We start from the raw sequence: 16,858 nt of genomic DNA, 5'->3' as shown, positions 1-16,858 counted from the left end.
GATTGACGTGCCGACCCACACCGAGCTGGCCAGCTTCATCTGGTCGGTGGCAGATCTGCTGCGCGGCGACTACAAGCAGTCCGAGTACGGCAAGGTGATCCTGCCGTTCACGGTGCTGCGCCGCCTCGACTGCGTGATGGCACCAACCCGGCAGGCCGTGTGGGACAAGGCCGCCAAGATCAAGGTGGAGAACAAGGACGCGATCCTGTACAGAGCTGCCGGCCTCCGCTTCTACAACCTGTCGCAGCAGAGCTTCGCGACGATCGGCGGCGACCCTGATCATGTCGTGGGGAACCTCAACGACTATCTCAACGGGTTCTCCGCCAGCGCCAGGGAGATCCTGGAGAAGTACGACTTCCACAGCCAGATCGCCAGGCTGGACGCGTCCAGCCTGCTCTACAAGATCGTCCAGAAGTTCGCTGAGATCGACCTGAGCCCGCAACGAGTCGACAGCCACCAGATGGGCTACGTCTTCGAGGAGCTGATCCGGAAATTCTCCGAGCTGTCGAACGAGACGGCCGGCGAACACTTCACCCCGCGCGAGGTCATCGAGCTGATGGTGAACCTCCTGCTCGCCCCGGACGGTGACACGCTCACCCAGCCTGGGAAGGTCATCAACATCCTCGACCCCGCATGCGGCACCGGCGGCATGCTCTCCGCCGCCGCGGAGCACATCACCTCACTGAACCCGAACGCGGAGGTCTTCCTGTTCGGGCAGGAGCTCAACGCGGAGTCCTACGCCATCTGCCGCTCCGACCTGATGGTCAAGGACCAGGACCCGAGCAAGATCATCCTTGGCAACTCCTTCAGTGCCGACGGGCACCGCCACCGCACCTTCGACTACCTGCTCTCCAACCCGCCGTTCGGCGTGGAGTGGAAGAAGGTGCAGGAACCCGTCGAAGACGAGCACAGGGATCTCGGTCACGCCGGCCGGTTCGGCGCAGGCCTGCCGCGCATCAACGACGGCTCGTTCCTGTTCCTCCAGCACATGATCTCCAAGATGAAGCCGGTGGAACCAGACGGCACGGGCGGGACCCGGCTGGCGATCGTCTTCAACGGCTCCCCGCTCTTCACCGGAGGCGCCGGGTCCGGCGAGTCCGAGATCCGCAGGTGGGTCCTTGAGAACGACTGGCTGGAGGCGATCGTCGCCCTGCCGGACCAGCTCTTCTACAACACCGGCATCTCCACGTATTTCTGGATCGTCACCAACCGCAAGGATGCCGCCCACAGGGGCAAGGTGGTGCTGCTCGACGCCCGCGAGTACTGGGCGAAGATGCGCAAGTCCTTGGGCGAGAAGCGCAAGCTCGTCACCAAGGAGCAGATCCGCCAGACCACGGAGCTCTACGGTGACGCCCTGGCCGCCGCGGACGACCCTGACCACCCCGGGCACGCCAAGGTGAAGGTCTTCGCAAACGAGGACTTCGGCTACCAGCGCATCACCGTTGACCGCCCGCTCCGCCAGCGCTTCGAGGTCACCGAGGAGACCCTAGCGGCACTTGCCGTCGTGAAGCCATTGGCCAAGCACGCCGACCGCGACGCACTCATCGACGCCTTCAAGCCGCTGCTCGGCACCGTCTGGTGGACGAAGAAGGACGCCAAGAACGCGCTGCTGGACGCTGCGGCCGAAGCCGGGGTGCCATGGCCGGCCGCGACGACCGAGAAGGCGATCTGGGGCGCGGTCGCAGTCAGCGACCCCGAGGGCGAGCTGCAGACCAAGAACGGCAAGCTGCTACCCGACCCCGACCTGCGCGACTACGAGAACGTGCCGCTCACCGAGGACATCGACGAGTACTTCGCCCGCGAGGTCCTGCCCCACGTCCTCGACGCCTGGATCGCCAACATCAAGGATCCGAAGACCGGTGTGACGAGCCGGGCGAGGATTGGATACGAGATCCCGCTCACCCGCCTCTTCTACGTCTACAAGCCACCCCGGCCTCTGGCCGAGATCGACGCCGAACTCAGGAAACTCGAGTCTCAGATCCAGATCCTCCTTGGGGAGGTGACGGGGTGAGTTGGGAGTCGAAGACTCTTAGAGGAGTCGCGGAAGTTGTGATTGGCCGACAGCGAACTCCTCAGCATGCTGATGGTCCATATATGGTTCCGTACCTGAGAGCCGCAAATGTAAGGGATGGTCAGCTCGACCTTACCGACGTCATGTCGATGAACTTCAGCCCTTCAGAGCAGCAAATCTTTCCCCTCCGCCCCGGCGATGTCCTCGTTACTGAGGGTAGCGGCAGTCTTTCGACCGTGGGGGCATCCGCAGCATGGAGTGGCGAACTCCTCGGAACGGTTTGTTTCCAGAACACGCTTCTCCGCATGCGTCCTAAGCAGAATGCGCTCAATGGCCGCTTCCTCCAGTGGTGGGCTAGGGCCGCTTTCGCTAGTGGCTTGTTCGCCTCCGTCGCGACGGGCGCCAACATTTACCACCTCAGCGCGGAGCGAGTACGTGCACTGCCTCTTCGCGTCCCATCCCTCGATGAGCAGCGCCGCATCGCCGACTTCCTCGATGCCGAGACCGCGCGATTGGACCGGATGGCGGCGCTTCAGCAGGCGGTCGCGAGCAAGCTTACAGAGCGCGAAGTTGCTCTACTCGACTGGGAGATTGACAGGCTGGCGGACGCCTATGGGTTCATGCCGTTCAGACGATTCATCCAGCGAGTCGAGCAGGGTACCAGTCCTCAGTGTGACAACGTCGAAGCCGCTGACGATGAGTGGGGCGTCTTGAAGGTGAGCGCCGTCAAGGACGGCACCTTCCAACCCACTGAGAACAAGCTGTTACCTCCTGATGTCCCGCCGGCTAGGCAGTACGAGGTCAAGGACGGAGATCTACTGGTCACGCGCGCCAACACCCCCGTCCTAGTTGGGGCCGCGACGGTCGTTCGGCAGTCGCGTCGTAGGCTTCTTATTTGCGATAAGATCTTCCGCATCGACGTATCGTCTGACTTGAACAAAGAGTTCTTGGTTCATGTCGCGCGTGGGACTAGAATCCGGGTATTGTGTGCTGCGGCATCGCATGGCACGTCGCAGTCGATGGCGAACCTGAAGGTGGACGAGATCAAAAGGTGGCCAATACCCGCTGTGCCGCTTTTAGAGCAGCGGCGGCTGGCTGACCTGATCGATGAACGCCGTGCACAGGTGAGCGAGCTTCGAACGGCAATTGATACCCAACTTGCCCTGCTTGCGGAGCGGAGGCAGGCGCTGATCACGGCGGCGGTGACGGGGCAGATGGATGTGACGACGGCGAGGCGGGTGACCGCGTGATTGCGAGGCCGATTCCTTGGGTCAATCGGGTCCAGGTGGCCAACTACAAGAGCATTGCCGCGTGCGATGTGCGGCTTGGACCGCTTACCGTGCTGGTCGGGCCGAACGGGGTGGGCAAGAGCAATTTCCTGGACGCGCTCGCATTCGTCGCCGACGCCGTGGCAACCACGCCGTACCAGGCGATCGACTCCCGTGGCGGGCTTCCGGAGATCCTGCGGCGGGTGCCCGAGCCGACGGGGTCATTCGGCATCACGCTCGACGTCACCGTGCCATGGGGACCGACGCCGGAGCAGTGGGCGCGCGGCACGTACGGTTTCGAGATCGCCCCGAGGCAACAGCGAGGCCAACGCCCCTTCGAGATCGTGTGGGAGGAGTGCAGGCTGCGATGGAACGACAAGGAGATCGGCTTCCGCGCCGACCGCGGGCAGGTGTCGGACCCGTCGCTGACCTCCGGGCCGCTCGAGGTTGCGCCGGACCGGCTGTACCTGCAGGCGGCGAGCGCCCGCCCGGACTTCGCTCCGTTGGCTGGGCTTCTTTCGGGCATGTCGTTCTACAACTTCGCGGCCGAGTCGCTGCGGCAGCTTGAGCCCCAGTCGGTGGGGGCGCCGCTTGGCGCGAGCGGTGAGCATCTCGGCGATGTCCTTGGCGCCATCGCGGACGAGTTTCCTGCGGTGAAGCAGCGTGTCGACAGCTACATGGGTGCCATCGCACCCGACCTGGAGAGTGTCGACCGACGCTTCGAAGGCAGCTACGTGACCGTCGAGGTACACAACCGGACGGGGCTTGACGGCGACCCGGTGGTGTTCGGCCCCGATGCGGTGTCGGACGGGACGATCCGCGCAGCTGCCGCGTTGGCGGCGCTGTTCCAACCGGCCGTCCTCGACGGCCGGATCTCGCTGGTCGGCATCGAGGAACCCGAGGTCGCCTTGCACCCGGCAGCGGCCGGGGTCTTGTTCGACGCGTTGACCGAGGCGAGCGAGCAGGTGCAGGTCCTCGTGACGAGCCAGAGCGCCGACCTGCTCGACCGTGACGACCTCGACCCTTCGATCGTGCGCGCAGTCGCCAGCGTGCGGGGGCTAACGGTCATCGGCGATGTGAACCCGGCGAGCCTGCGGGCACTCCGCGAGCGCCGATTCACCGCCGGGGAGCTGCTGCGGGCGGGCCAGATCAGCCCCGACATGCCGGCTGCAACCGAGTCCTCCCCGGTGCGCGGGTGATGCCCAACACGAGGAAGGCGACGATCGCATGCATCGTCGAAGGCCACGGTGAGGTGCAGGCGCTTCCGCTTCTCCTTCGCAGGGTCGCGGCCGAGGTGGACCCGGGCGTCTACTTGGTCGTACCGTCTCCGTATCGCGTCAACCGTTCCGCTCTGCTCAGGCCAGGCATACTGGAGGAAGTGGCGCGGATCCAAGGAAACCGAGTGACAGGTACGGGTGGCGTACTCCTGCTCATCGACGCGGACGACGACTGCCCGGCCGACCTTGCTCCGGAGCTGTTGGTGAGAACCATGACGGCGCAGCCCGACGGCAGGGTGGCCGTAGTGCTTGCAAACCGCGAGTTCGAGGCATGGTTCCTGGCAGCCGCACCGTCGCTCGCGGGGCACCGTGAGCTCCCTGAGGTGCTCGAGGCGCCACAGGACCCTGAAGCGATCCGGGGAGCCAAGGAGTGGCTCGGAGCGAAGAGGGCAGGTAGGCCCTACAAGGAGACCTCCGATCAAGCCGCGTTCGCCGCGGTCTTCGACATGAAGGCGGCGCGGGAGAAGTCCCCGTCCTTCGACAAATTCTGGCGGGAAGCCGAACGATTGCTCCGTGGCTGATAACGAGGGGACGCGATGAACGCTATCTACACCGAGGCGCGGTTCGAGGACGCGGTCGTGGCGTCGCTGCACGCCTCTGGCTGGGAGAAGGGCCTGGCCGACTTCTACCGTCCTGAGCTTGGGCTCGACACCTCCGAGCTGTACAGGTTCATCGGTGCGACCCAGGCCAAGGAATGGGGTAACTATTCAGGGGCTTGGGGTCGCCTTGTGGGCGGGTTGACTGCGTGGGGGGTTGTGGGGTAGCTCTCCGGTAGGCCCATGGGCAAGCGGGCGTGACCGCTCGACGTGCCGGAGGCCGTGACCTGCTCCCCGATCCTGACGTTGACGTGACCGTTGCTGTCCAGGCGGCGGTCATTGTGGAGCTGCGGGCGGTCAACGCCGAGCAGGCCCGTGTGATCGATGCGTTGCAGGCGCGGGTGGCCGAGCTGACGCTCCAGCTCGGCAGGCACTCGGGGAACTCGTCGAAGCCACCGTCGTCCGACGGGCTCGGCAAGCCGCCCGCGCCCAGGCGGGAGCGGCGTGGTGGGGGCCGCAAGCCCGGCAAGCAGCCCGGCGCGCCCGGCGCGCACCTGGCCCAGGTGCCCGAGCCTGACGAGGTCGTGGCCCATCGGCCGGTGGCGTGCGGGGGGTGCGGTGGGGACCTGACGCTGGCGCCGGTGGTCGGGGTGGAGGCCCGGCAGGTCTTCGACCTGCCCGAGGTGCGGCTGTGGGCGACCGAGCACCGCGCCGAGCGGCGCCTGTGCGGGTGCGGGCACGTCACCGCGGCGGGGTTCCCTGCCCAGGCGCGCGCGGCGGCATGCTACGGCGCTGGGGTGCGGGCGCTGGCGGTGTACCTGGGCGTGTGGCAGCACCTGCCGGTCGAGCGGGCCGCGGGGCTGCTGGCCGATGCGCTGGGCGTGCCGGTCAGCACCGGGCTGCTGGCCGGGCTTGCGGCCGAGGGCGCGGCCGGGCTGGAGCTGAGCGGGTTCACCAGGGCCGTCTGCGCGCAGCTCGCCGCCGCCGAGGTCGCCCACTTCGACGAGACCGGCGCCAGGGTCGCCGGGCGGCTGCACTGGGTCCACTCGGCCTCGACCGCGCTGCTGAGCTGGTTCACGGTCCATCCCAAGCGGGGTGTCGAGGCGATGGACGCCGCGGGGGTCCTACCGGGGTTCACCGGGGTGGCGGTGCACGACGGCTGGGCGCCGTACTGGCGCTACCCCAACGCCACCCATGCGCTGTGCGTGGCGCACCTGCTCCGGGAGCTGGACGAGGCCGCCGCCGAGCCCGGCCAGGGGTGGGCTGGCGAGATGGCCGAGTGGCTGTCGATGGCGTGCGGGCAGGCCGCAACGGCCCGTGCTGGCGGTGCCGACCGGCTGGACGCCGCTGTCCTGCAGGGATTGCAGGGCCGCTACGAGCAGATCCTCGCCAAGGGCCACGCCGCCAACCCCCCCACGCCACGCTCGCCGGGCCAGCGCCGCCGGCCCAAGCGCCCGCCCGCGGTGTGCCTGCTGGAACGGCTGGACATCCACCGTGACGAGGTCTGCCAGTTCCTCAAAGACCTGCGGGTCCCGCCCACCAACAATCTGGCAGAGCGCGACATCCGCATGGTCAAGCTCCAACAGAAGATCGCGGGGTGCTGGCGGACCCTGGACGGCGCACAAGCGTTCCTCACCGTGCGCTCCTACGTCTCGACCGCGCGCAAGCACGGCGTCAACCCTCTGGCGGCCCTGCGCCAGCTGTTCGAGGGCAACGCCTGGCTACCCGCCACGTCACCCTGAATAGTTACGGAATGGGAGCGGCTGATCGTGGCGCACGGCGGCGCCAACGCGGCGCAGGCGGAGTTCGCGAGGCTGGTCGCCAAGGAGATCGACGACCGTGGCGCGCTGGACGTGCTGCGGCACGGGGTGAAGGACCGGGGTGTCACGATAAAGCTGGCGTACTTCCGTCCGAGCCACACGCTCGCGCAGGGCGCCTTGGACAACTACAAGGCCAACCGGCTCACGGTGATGAGGCAACTGCACTACTCGATCCGGGACCCGCACAAGTCTCTCGACCTGGTGCTCTTCCTCAACGGTGTTCCCGTTGCCACGGCCGAGTTGAAGAACCCGCTGACCGGTCAGACCGTCGAGCACGCGAAGGCACAGTACCGCCAGGACCGGGATCCCAAGGAACTCCTCTTCGCCCGCCGTGCCCTCGTCCACTTCGCGGTGGACCCGGACCTGGTCTTCATCACCACCCGGCTGGCCGGGGCGAAGACGCGGTTCCTGCCGTTCAGCACCGGCTCGGATGGCCCGGGCCGCTCGGGCGGGGCTGGCAACCCGCCGGCCGCACCCGGCTACTACCGGACCTCCTACCTGTGGGAGCAGGTATGGCAGCCGGACTCCTGGCTCGACCTGATCCACCGGTTCCTGCACGTCGAGGACGAGAACGCCAAGAGGGGCCGGGCCCCGGTGTCCCGGCGCGGTGACGCCCACGCCAAGCCGCTGATCTTCCCCCGGTTCCACCAGTGGCACGCGGTCCGGGAGCTGACCACCCACGCCGCGTCCCACGGTGCCGGTACCAACTACCTGGTCATGCACTCGGCCGGGTCGGGCAAGTCGAACACGATCGCGTGGCTGGCGCACCGGCTCTCCTCGCTGCACACCCCCGAGGGCCTGGTCGCGACCGACGCGGCGGCACGCGAGGGGCGGCTCGGTCCCAACCAGCCGGTCTTCGACAAGGTGATCGTGATCACCGACCGCAGGGTGCTGGACCGGCAGCTGCAGGACACGATCTACCAGTTCGAGCATGTCTCCGGGGTGGTGCAGCGGATCGACGAGAGCTCCGAGCAGCTGGCCCAGGCCCTGTCGGGGCAGACCGCGCGGATCGTCATCACCACGCTGCAGAAGTTCCCGTTCGTCCTGGACAAGGTCTCAGGGCTTGGCGACAAGCGGTACGCGGTCATCATCGACGAGGCGCACTCCTCGCAGTCCGGGGAGTCCGCCGCGGCGCTCAAGCGTGTGCTCGGGCGGCTCGGCAGCGACGACGTCGATGACGACGGCGACCCGCTGACCGCTGCCGCGCTGGCCCGGGGCCGCCACCCGAACCTGTCGTACTTCGCCTTCACCGCGACGCCGAAGGCCAAGACGCTGGAGCTGTTCGGCACACCGCACCCGGTCACCGGGGTGATGGAGCCGTTCCACACCTATTCGATGCGGCAGGCGATCGAGGAGGGGTTCATCCTCGACGTGCTGCGCAACTACCTGACCTACCAGACGTACTGGCGGCTGCGGAACGCCGCGGCGGACGAGGCGGACCGGCAGGTCGACCCGCGCAAGGCGAAGGCGAAGCTGGTGCGCGCCGCGGAGCTGCACCCGACCTCGCAGGAGCAGCGTGCGCAGATCATCGTCGACCACTTCCGCACGCACGCCATGGGACGGCTGGGCGGCCGGGCCAGGGCGATGGTGGTGACCCGCTCCCGGGAGCACGCGGTCAAGCTCTACCAGGCGATCCGGTCGTACATCGCCAAGCGGGAGCTCACCGGCTGCGCGACGCTGGTCGCGTTCTCCGGCACGATCACCCTCGACGGGATCGACTACACCGAGCCGAAGCTCAACGGCTTCCCCCGAGAGCGTGCTGCCGTCCCGGTTCGAGTACGTGAAGGCCGACGACCCGCATGCGGCAACCCGTGACCAGCAGGAGTACCGCATCCTCGTCGTCGCCGAGAAGTACCAGACCGGCTTCGACCAGCCGCTGCTGACCACCATGTACGTGGACAAGCCGCTGGTCGGTGTGGCCGCCGTGCAGACCCTGTCCCGGCTCAACCGCATCCATCCGCTCAAGAGCCAGGATGACGTGTGCGTGCTCGACTTCGCCAACGCGCCCGGGGAGATCCAGACAGCGTTCGAGCCGTACTTCGAGCAGGCGCTCGCCGAGCCGACCGACCCGAACCTGCTCTACGTCAAGGAGCGGGAGCTCAAGGGGTACCAGTTGCTCGTCGACTCGGAGATCACCGCGTTCGCCGAGGCGTACCTGGCGGCGGCACCCGCCTCGGCGACCCAGAACCAGCTGGAGCGATCGCACGCCCAGCTCTACCGGCTCACCGACCCGGCCCGCGACCGCTACGCGGCGCTCGCCGACTCCGAGCTGGACACTGCGGAGGAGTTCCGCGCGGCGCTCAACGACTACGTCCGCGCGTACGGCTTCCTCTCCCAGGTCGTCGGCTACGGCGATCCGGAACTGGAGGCGCTCTACCTCTACGGGAGGTTCCTGTGGAACCGGTTGCCACGCCGCCAGGACGCGGGCGTGGACATCGGCCAGGTCGACTTGACCCATCTGCGGATCGTCAAGACCGGTGAGGGCGACGTCAGCCTTGCGCCTGAGGGCCAGCGGATGCTGCCCGGGTTCGCCCACGACGCCGGCCGGGTCGCCCACGATGCCGAGGATATGCCGCTCGCCCAGGTGATCGCGGAGGTCAACAAGGAGTACGGGCTCGACCTGGGCACCGCCGACCAGGTCCTGTACGGCCAGATGATCGTCGCCGCGGCCGAGGACCCAGTCGTGGCGCAAGCAGGGCTCGCCAATGACCTCGACAAGTTCGGGCAGGTCTTCGACAAGCACCTGGAGCGGGTGGTCATCGAACGGGCCGAAGCCAACGAGACCCTGGTCCAGCGATTCTTCGACGACCCCGCGTTCCATGAGGTGTTCACCCAAGTCGCGCGGAAGCAGTCGTACGACTTGATCCGCCGCCCGGCAAGGCGGGAGGCCGAGCGGCGGCTGCACCAGACCGGCGGGAGCGGTAACGTCCCGAACGTCGCGACAGGGGCCTGACCACCCGATGGTCGCTTGATCCGCTTGGTGAGCTGAAGCGCTGTGACCGAGACGACGTGGAGCGTACCCGACCGAGTGATCGCCGGGCGCTACCAGCTCGATCATCCGATCGGTCAAGGCGGCATGGGTGAGGTGTGGGCCGGTTACGACCTCCGCCTCGACCGGCGAGTCGCGGTCAAGCTGATGAAACAGCCCAGCGGGTCAGCCATCGCGCCGGCAGGCCAGGCCGGCGCGGCTGCCGACTCGGTCCTCGCCGAGCAGGCGGCGGCCGCCGAGAACGCACGCCAGCGGTTCCTCCGGGAGGTGCGCATCACGGCCGGGCTGGCCCATCCCGGGATCCCAGCCGTCCACGACACCGGCATCGACGAGGCGACCGGCGAGCTCTTCCTGGTGATGCAGCTGCTCACCGGTGCCGAACTGGCCGACCTCATCGCCGAGCACGACTACCACGAGAACGCGCCGCCGGTCGGCTGGGCCGCCGCCGTCGCGGCGCAGCTGGCTTCCGTCCTCACCGAGGTCCACCGGATCTCGGTCGTCCACCGCGACATCAAGCCGCGCAACCTGTTCATCACCCCCGGTGGGATCGTGAAGGTGCTCGACTTCGGCGTGGCGGCGCTGCTCGGCGCCGGCGAGATCACCAGGCTCACGATGGCTGGCCAGACCGTGGGCACGCCCCCGTACATGTCACCCGAGCAGACGCTCGCCAATGCGGTCGGACCAGCCACCGACCTCTACGCGCTCGGCTGCGTGCTGCACGAGACGCTCACCGGCCACCCGCCGTTCCAGGCCACCGGCGGGATGTCGGTCCAGTGGCACCACGTCCACACCCCGCCCATACCTGTCAGGACCCTGCGACCGGACGTACCGGAGCCGATCGAAACCCTTGTCCTCGCGCTGCTGGCCAAGAGCCCGGAACAGCGACCTGACGCGGGCGACATCTACGAGACGCTCTTGCCCTACGCCCGGACCAGCACCTCCGGCGTCGTTCGTGACGAACTGGATCCGACCCGCCCCTTCACCCGGCCGATGGCGGCGACCCCGCGCCGCGACGCGCCGGCACCCGTGCCGCTGGAGTCGGCCAGCCTCGCGCCGCTGTCGGAGAGCGAGGCCGACGCCGCAACGGCCCAGGCGGAGGAGCTCGCCAAGGCCGGCCACTTCGCCCGGGCCACCGACGTGCTCTTGGCGGCGATTGCACGATGCGGCAGCGGCGACGTCCTGGCGGCCGAGCTCCGCTTCAGCCTGGCAAACGTCCTCTTCGTGGCCGGTTCATACCGGCGCGCCCTGGCCGAGTTCCAAGCAGCTGGAGCCCAGTTCACCGAGCGGTACGGAGCTGGCGACCGCTCCGTGCTGGACTGCCGCTATTACGCGGCGACCTGCCGAGCGGCCCTGGGCGAGAACACAGAAGCACTCCTCGCGTTCCGTGAGTTCCTCCACGACTGGTCCCAGGTAGCCAGTGCCTCCGATGAGCGCGCCCTCGACGTACGCCGCCAGATCGGCCTCTTGCTCGCCGGCGCCCGCCAGTACGACGAGGCGCGCACCGTACTCGCCGATCTCCACCGGGACCTGGTCGCGCTCCGCGGTGAATCGTCACCGGACGCCGCTGCCATCGCCGCCCTGCTCGCCCGCATCAGCCGGTATGACACCTGAACCAGCACGCACGTTGAGTCAGCCAAAACGCACGTTGAGTCAGCAACAGACTGCTGTGTGGCCCACGATATCCACGGGTGGTCAGGGCTCGGTGTGCTGGCCGAGGGCGGCGGCAAGGGCGGCCGCGTCGACGTTGCCGCCGGAGAGGATAACCCCGACCCGGCGGCCGGTGACCGCCCCGGTTGCGAGCGCCGCCAGCGGCAGGGCGGCGGACGGCTCCACGAGCTGCTTGGTGCGCGACCAGACCAGGGCGAGCGCGTCGAGCAGCTCGGCGTCGGTGACGGTGACCACCTCGTCGACCAGCCGCTGGACCACCGGGAAGGTGTGCTCGCCAGGGGTGAGCGCGCGCACGCCGTCGGCGATCGTGACCGGCGCGGCCGGCAGCGCCACGCGCCGACCGGCGGCCAGGGACGCGCGCGTGTCGGCCGCCGCGGCTGGCTCGACCCCCACGACCCGGGTGCCCGGCGACCGGCCCTTGACAGCCGTCGCGGTGCCCGCGATCAGCCCGCCGCCACCGACGGGGACGCAGACCAGGTCGAGGTCGCCGACCTCGTCGAGCAGCTCGAGGGCGGCCGTGCCTTGCCCGGCCATCACCGCCGGGTCGTCGTAGGGGTGGATCAGGTGCAGCGAGCGCTCGGCGGCCAGCTCGCGCACGACCTGGTCGCGGCGCTCGTGGGTGACGCCCTGGCTGACCACCTCGGCCCCGTAGGCGCGGGTGGCGGCGAGCTTGGCCGGGTTGGAGTCCTCGGGCATGACGACCACGGCCGGGATCCCCGCCTCGGCGGCGGCCAGCGCGACCGCCTGGGCGTGGTTGCCGGAGCTGACCGCGATCACCCCCCTGGCCCGGGTCTCGGGGTCCAGCGCCCAGACGGCGTTGGCCGCCCCCCTGGCCTTGAACGCCCCCACGCGCTGCAGGTGCTCGGCCTTGAGGAACACGCGGCAGCCGAGGGCGGCGTCCAGCAGCCGGGAGGTGAGCACCGGCGTGTGGTGCACCCGCCCGGCGATCCGGGCGGCCGCCGCCTCCACGTCGGCCAGCGAGAGCGGCAGGCCCGCGGTGCGCGAGAGCGGCAGGCCCGCGGTGCGCGCGCCCGGGAGGGCCGGGGTGCGCGCGCCTGCCAGGTCCATAGTCCGCGCGCCCGCCAGGTCCGGGGTGGGCGCGCCAGGGAGGTCCAGGGTGCGCGCGACCGGCTTCCCGGGCTGCGGAGCGGCGTCGCCAGGGGTCATGCGGCGGCGATGGCGCGGGCGGCCCGGTCGGCGTCGCCGCCGCTGACCTCGTAGTGGAAGACGAGCCGGACCTGGTCGGGGCCGGTGGCCGCGGCCAGCACGCCCGCGCTGGCCAGGCGCTTGACCAGGTCGGAGCCGTCGCTGCCGAACGCCCTAGCGTCCAGCAGGACCATGTTGGTCTCGGCCAGGGCCGGGTCGGTGCTGCCGGGCACGGCGGCGGCCACCGTCTCGGCGGTGCGCCGGGCGTTGGCGTGGTCGTCGGCCAGGCGGTCCACCATCTGGTCGAGGGCGACGAGCGCGGCCGCGGCCAGCACCCCGGACTGGCGCATGCCGCCGCCGAGGAGCTGGCGGACCTGGCGGGCCCGCTCCACGAAGTCGTGGTCGCCGACCACGGCCGAGCCGACCGGCGCGGCCAGGCCCTTGGAGAAGCAGACCGACAGCGAGTCGAACAGCGCGCCGTACCGCTCGAGCGGGGTGCCCGAGGCGACCGCGGCGTTCCAGATGCGGGCGCCGTCGCAGTGGAAGTGCAGGTCCGCCCCGTCGGCGACGGCGCGCAGCTCGTCGAGCTCGGCGAGTGGCTGGACGGCGCCGCCACCCCGGTTGTGGGTCTGCTCGACCGCGATCGCCGTGGTCGGCACGCCGTACTCGGCCGGCCGGACCCGCGCCCGGGCCGCGGCCGGGTCGAGCCGGCCCCGGGCACCGGCCACCGCGTGGATCTGGATCCCGCTCAGCAGGGGCGCCGCCCCCGACTCGTACCAGAGGATGTGGTTGTCCTCGTTGGCCAGGCACTCGGTCCCCGGCCGGGCGGCGAGACGCAGGCAGATCTGGTTGCCCATGGTGCCCGATGGGACGAACAGGGCCGCCTCCCGGCCGAAGCGCTCGGCCACGGCCGCCTCGAGCCGCTTGACAGTAGGGTCCTCGCGCCAGACGTCGTCGCCCACCTCCGCGCCGGCCATGGCCTCGCGCATCGCGGGCGTGGGTCGGGTCATGGTGTCGGAGCGCAAGTCGACCGTCATCGGCGCATCCTCCTCCCGGCGAGGCGCTGCGGACGGCGGCCCCGCCGTGCTCGTGGACGAGGCCCGGGGATCATAGCCGGGGACGTTCAGGCGCCACGTCGCGACCAGGGCGACTTCGGCACGGGCTGGAGCTCGCCGTCGACGTACACGGCGTCAACCTGCTCGTTGAAGAAGCAGACGAGCTGCTCGATCTTCGGGCACTCGGGGATCGGGGACGGGTAGCCCCAGGCGACGTCCTTGGTCACCTGGTCCCCGACCCGGGCCGTCCAGTAGGACGCCAGCCCCTTGTAGGGGCAGCGGGTGACGGTGTCGGTCGGCTCGAGCAGGTCCATGCGCACGTCGGCCTGCGGGATGTAGTAACGGGTGGGCAGGCCGGTCTCGAACAGCAGGCGTGGGCGCCGGGTGTCGGCCACGGTCTGGCCGCCGAGCTCGACCCGGACGTGGCGGGAGCTGTGCAGCACGTCGACGCGGTGGTAGGGGTCGCGGGGGTGGGCGAACACCTCGTCGTCCTCCTCGTACCAGGCGTCGACCCGGTTCCAGTAGAAGGCGACGTGCCCCTTGATCTCGGCGCTGGCGGGCAGCGGCTCCTGGTAGCCCCACACCGCGTTCTCGCTCACCCGGTCCCCGACCGTGAGCGTCCAGTAGGACGCGTCCCCCTTGTGCGGGCAGTGGGTCGACTTGGCAGTCGGCTCCAGCAGGTCGAGGCGGACGTCGTCGACCGGGAAGTAGTAGACCGGCAGGTGCCCGCGCTCGAGCAGAAGCAGGACGCGGGTGGAGTCGGCGACGGTGACGTGGTTGAAGACGACGCGGACCCGGCGCGGGCTCGGCTCGACCCTGACCGGCGGTCCGGAGCGGGACGGCCGGTCGGGCAGCTCGAACTGCTGGTCCTCGAGGATCTCGGTCATGCTGGGCTTCCTCCTCCTCGGCCTCGGCGTGCCCGGCGAGCGTACGCCTCCCGACCCGGCGGCCGGCGACCCCAGCCCGCCGGCACGATCGGGATGGCCGCTTGCGCCGGCCGACCCGGTCCCGCCGGCACGGGCCGATCCGGTCCCCCGGGCACGAGCGGGATGCCCGCCGGCGTCAGCCGATCCAGGCCCCCGGGCACGAGCGGGATGCCCGCCGGCGTCAGCCGATCCAGGCCCCCCGGCACGAGCGGAGTGGCCGCCGGCGCCCGAGTGCGGCAGACTCCGGGCATGGCCTACCCCGTGCTGTCTGGCGCCGAGCCGTTCACGTTCGACGGTGGCGACGCCGGCGTGCTGCTCCTGCACGGCTTCACCGGCTCCCCGCAGGGGCTGCGGCCCTGGGGCGAGGCGCTACGGGACGGCGGCTTCACGGTGTGCTGCCCGCTGCTGCCCGGGCACGGCACCCACTGGCGGGACCTGTCCGTCGTCCGGGCCGGGCAGTGGGTGCAGGCGGCCAGCGAGGCCCTCGACGCCCTCTCGGAGCGCTGCTCCACGGTGATGGTCGGGGCGCTGTCGATGGGCGGCGCGCTCGCCCTGCACCTGGCCGCGACCCGGCCCGAGCAGGTCAGGGCCGTGGTCACGGTGAACCCGTTCCTGTACTTCACCGACCGCCGCCTCGTGCTGCTGCCGGTGCTGAAGTGGGTGGTGCCGAGCTTCCCCGGGATCGCGGGCGACCTGGCCGACTTCGAGGCCAGGGAGCTCGCCTACGACCGGGTCCCGCTGCGGACGTTCGCGTCGCTGCACCGGTTCATGGCCGGCGTCCGGGACGAGCTGCCCCGGGTCACCCAGCCGCTGCTGTGCTACGTGTCCCGCCAGGACCACGTCGTCAACCCGGGCAACACCGAGCTGGTCGCCGCCAAGGCGGGCTCGGCCGACGTGGAGGTGGTCTGGCTCGAACGGTCCTACCATGTGGCTACGCTGGACCATGAGCGCCAGACGATCTTCGACGGCAGCCTGGCGTTCTTCCGTCGGGTGACCGGCTCGGGTTGACCGGTTGCCCCGGTCGTCGTGCGACAATCGGCCGTCCCGCCCCCGACCCTGGACCGAGGAGCCATGCCCGCCCACACCGAGACCTTGGAGATCACCGGCCACGTCATCGACTCGATGCTGTTCACCCGCATCCTGGACCAGGTCCGGGAGGCAAAGGCCGACTACGAGATCCAGCAGTTCGACGTCGGCCGCACCCCGGTCGACCCGTCGTACGCGCGGCTGCTGATCAGGGCCGACGACGCCGACAGCCTCGAGGCACTGGTCCAGTCCCTGATGGGCCTTGGCATGACCCGCCTCGAGACGGGCGAGGCCACGCTGGTCCCCGCCGAGATGGACGGCGTCCTCCCCGACGGCTTCTACTCCTCGACCAACCTCGAGACCGAGGTGCGGGTGGACGGCACCTGGCACCGGGTCGAGAACCCGGAGATGGACTGCGCCATCGTGGTCGCCGACGGGCGCGCCCGCACGGTGCCCATGTCCGACGTCGTGCTCGGCGACCCGGTGGTGGTCGGCAGCCGCGGCCTGCGGGTCCAGCCCCGCGACCGGGGCCGGGCCGGCGAGGTGTTCGAGTTCATGTCCTCCCAGGTGTCGAGCGAGAAGCCGCAGGCGCTGATCGTCCGCCGGGTGGCCGCGGCCATGCGGCTCACCAAGTCCCGGGGCGAGAAGATCCTGTGGGTGGCTGGGCCGGCCGTGGTCCACACCGGGGCCGGGCCGTCGGTGGTGCGGCTGATCGAGGCCGGCTACATGGACGTGCTGTTCGCCGGCAACGCGCTCGCCACCCACGACATCGAGGGCGCGCTCTACGGCACCTCGCTCGGGGTCAACCTCTCCGAGGGCGTCGGGGTCGAGCACGGCCATGAGCACCACATCCGGGCCCTCAACACCATCCGGCGCTGCGGCTCGATCGCCAAGGCGGTAGAGCAGGGCGTGCTCACCTCCGGGATTATGCACGCCTGCGTGCAGCACGGCGTGGACTTCGTGCTCGGCGGGTCGGTCCGCGACGACGGGCCGCTGCCCGACACGGTCACCGACGTGATCGACGCCCAGCGCCAGATGCGCTCCATGGTGCCCGGGGTTGGCTACGCGCTCATGGTCGCGACCATGCTCCACTCCATCGCCACCGGCAACATGCTGCCCGCCTCGGTCCCGCTGGT

General features: G+C 69.8%; 14 protein-coding genes. 11 read left to right on the top strand and 3 right to left on the bottom strand.

All coding sequences use genetic code 11. The annotated features are described in order from the left end of the window. Window position 1 precedes the first annotated feature (1 nt). The 9 genes from VG276_18695 to VG276_18655 are packed head-to-tail and all read left to right on the top strand — an operon-like array spanning window position 2 to window position 11,512. Complete coding sequence (locus VG276_18695) at window positions 2-2,011, top strand: class I SAM-dependent DNA methyltransferase (GenBank protein HEV8651363.1); 2,010 nt, start codon at window positions 2-4, stop codon at window positions 2,009-2,011. After that, complete coding sequence (locus VG276_18690) at window positions 2,008-3,261, top strand: restriction endonuclease subunit S (GenBank protein HEV8651362.1); 1,254 nt, start codon at window positions 2,008-2,010, stop codon at window positions 3,259-3,261. The genes VG276_18695 and VG276_18690 overlap by 4 nt, the downstream gene beginning before the upstream one ends. Window positions 3,262-3,296: 35 nt before the next feature. Beyond that, window positions 3,297-4,478 carry an AAA family ATPase gene (locus VG276_18685; protein HEV8651361.1) on the top strand — a complete coding sequence of 394 codons (1,182 nt, stop codon included), beginning with the start codon at window positions 3,297-3,299 and terminating at the stop codon, window positions 4,476-4,478. Beyond that, window positions 4,478-5,077 carry a DUF4276 family protein gene (locus VG276_18680; GenBank protein ID HEV8651360.1) on the top strand — a complete coding sequence of 200 codons (600 nt, stop codon included), beginning with the start codon at window positions 4,478-4,480 and terminating at the stop codon, window positions 5,075-5,077. Before VG276_18685 ends, VG276_18680 begins: the two co-directional genes overlap by 1 nt. A gap of 15 nt (window positions 5,078-5,092) precedes the next feature. Then, window positions 5,093-5,320 carry a hypothetical protein gene (locus tag VG276_18675; protein ID HEV8651359.1) on the top strand — a complete coding sequence of 76 codons (228 nt, stop codon included), beginning with the start codon at window positions 5,093-5,095 and terminating at the stop codon, window positions 5,318-5,320. A 29-nt stretch (window positions 5,321-5,349) separates the two neighbouring features. Further along, complete coding sequence (locus tag VG276_18670; protein ID HEV8651358.1) at window positions 5,350-6,834, top strand: IS66 family transposase; 1,485 nt, start codon at window positions 5,350-5,352, stop codon at window positions 6,832-6,834. Between the two features lie 27 nt (window positions 6,835-6,861). Continuing rightward, window positions 6,862-8,727, top strand: coding sequence for a type I restriction endonuclease (locus tag VG276_18665; GenBank protein ID HEV8651357.1), 1,866 nt, complete (start codon window positions 6,862-6,864; stop codon window positions 8,725-8,727). Further along, on the top strand, window positions 8,669-9,865 hold the full coding sequence (locus VG276_18660) for a hypothetical protein (protein HEV8651356.1): 1,197 nt from the start codon (window positions 8,669-8,671) through the stop codon (window positions 9,863-9,865). Before VG276_18665 ends, VG276_18660 begins: the two co-directional genes overlap by 59 nt. 42 nt (window positions 9,866-9,907) lie before the next feature. Next, window positions 9,908-11,512 carry a serine/threonine-protein kinase gene (locus tag VG276_18655; GenBank protein HEV8651355.1) on the top strand — a complete coding sequence of 535 codons (1,605 nt, stop codon included), beginning with the start codon at window positions 9,908-9,910 and terminating at the stop codon, window positions 11,510-11,512. 81 nt (window positions 11,513-11,593) lie between these two features. Here the strand turns inward: VG276_18655 and VG276_18650 are convergent, their stop codons facing one another. The 3 genes from VG276_18650 to VG276_18640 form a co-directional block, all read right to left on the bottom strand. Continuing rightward, on the bottom strand, window positions 11,594-12,736 hold the full coding sequence (locus VG276_18650; protein ID HEV8651354.1) for a threonine/serine dehydratase: 1,143 nt from the start codon (window positions 12,734-12,736) through the stop codon (window positions 11,594-11,596). Further along, a complete protein-coding gene (locus tag VG276_18645; GenBank protein ID HEV8651353.1) occupies window positions 12,733-13,752 on the bottom strand; it encodes a GntG family PLP-dependent aldolase in 1,020 nt (339 codons plus the stop codon). The genes VG276_18650 and VG276_18645 overlap by 4 nt, the downstream gene beginning before the upstream one ends. 86 nt (window positions 13,753-13,838) lie before the next feature. Next, window positions 13,839-14,657 (bottom strand): DUF427 domain-containing protein, encoded by an 819-nt coding sequence (locus tag VG276_18640; protein ID HEV8651352.1) that lies wholly within the window; start codon window positions 14,655-14,657, stop codon window positions 13,839-13,841. A 288-nt stretch (window positions 14,658-14,945) separates the two neighbouring features. On the opposite strand from VG276_18640, the gene VG276_18635 reads away from it, so the two are divergent. Further along, window positions 14,946-15,704, top strand: a complete 759-nt coding sequence (locus tag VG276_18635; protein HEV8651351.1) for an alpha/beta fold hydrolase — start codon at window positions 14,946-14,948, stop codon at window positions 15,702-15,704. A gap of 63 nt (window positions 15,705-15,767) precedes the next feature. Next, window positions 15,768-16,858: TIGR00300 family protein (locus VG276_18630; GenBank protein ID HEV8651350.1), on the top strand; the 1,091-nt coding region annotated here is incomplete at its 3' end.

The sequence above is a fragment of the Actinomycetes bacterium genome (assembly GCA_036000965.1).
In the GTDB taxonomy this organism is placed as follows: Bacteria; Actinomycetota; CALGFH01; order CALGFH01; family CALGFH01; genus DASYUT01.
Note: the sequence above shows the minus strand (reverse complement) of the source record. Positions and strands in the feature narration are given on the sequence as shown.

What these genes read in the sequence shown, in the direction of transcription:
- VG276_18680 (HEV8651360.1), top strand. Translation starts at nt 4,478, where the DNA reads ATGCCCAACACGAGGAAGGCGACGATCGCATGCATCGTCGAAGGCCAC.
- VG276_18675 (HEV8651359.1), top strand. Translation starts at nt 5,093, where the DNA reads ATGAACGCTATCTACACCGAGGCGCGGTTCGAGGACGCGGTCGTGGCG.
- VG276_18650 (HEV8651354.1), bottom strand. Translation starts at nt 12,736, where the DNA reads ATGACCCCTGGCGACGCCGCTCCGCAGCCCGGGAAGCCGGTCGCGCGC.
- VG276_18645 (HEV8651353.1), bottom strand. Translation starts at nt 13,752, where the DNA reads ATGACGGTCGACTTGCGCTCCGACACCATGACCCGACCCACGCCCGCG.
- VG276_18640 (HEV8651352.1), bottom strand. Translation starts at nt 14,657, where the DNA reads ATGACCGAGATCCTCGAGGACCAGCAGTTCGAGCTGCCCGACCGGCCG.
- VG276_18635 (HEV8651351.1), top strand. Translation starts at nt 14,946, where the DNA reads ATGGCCTACCCCGTGCTGTCTGGCGCCGAGCCGTTCACGTTCGACGGT.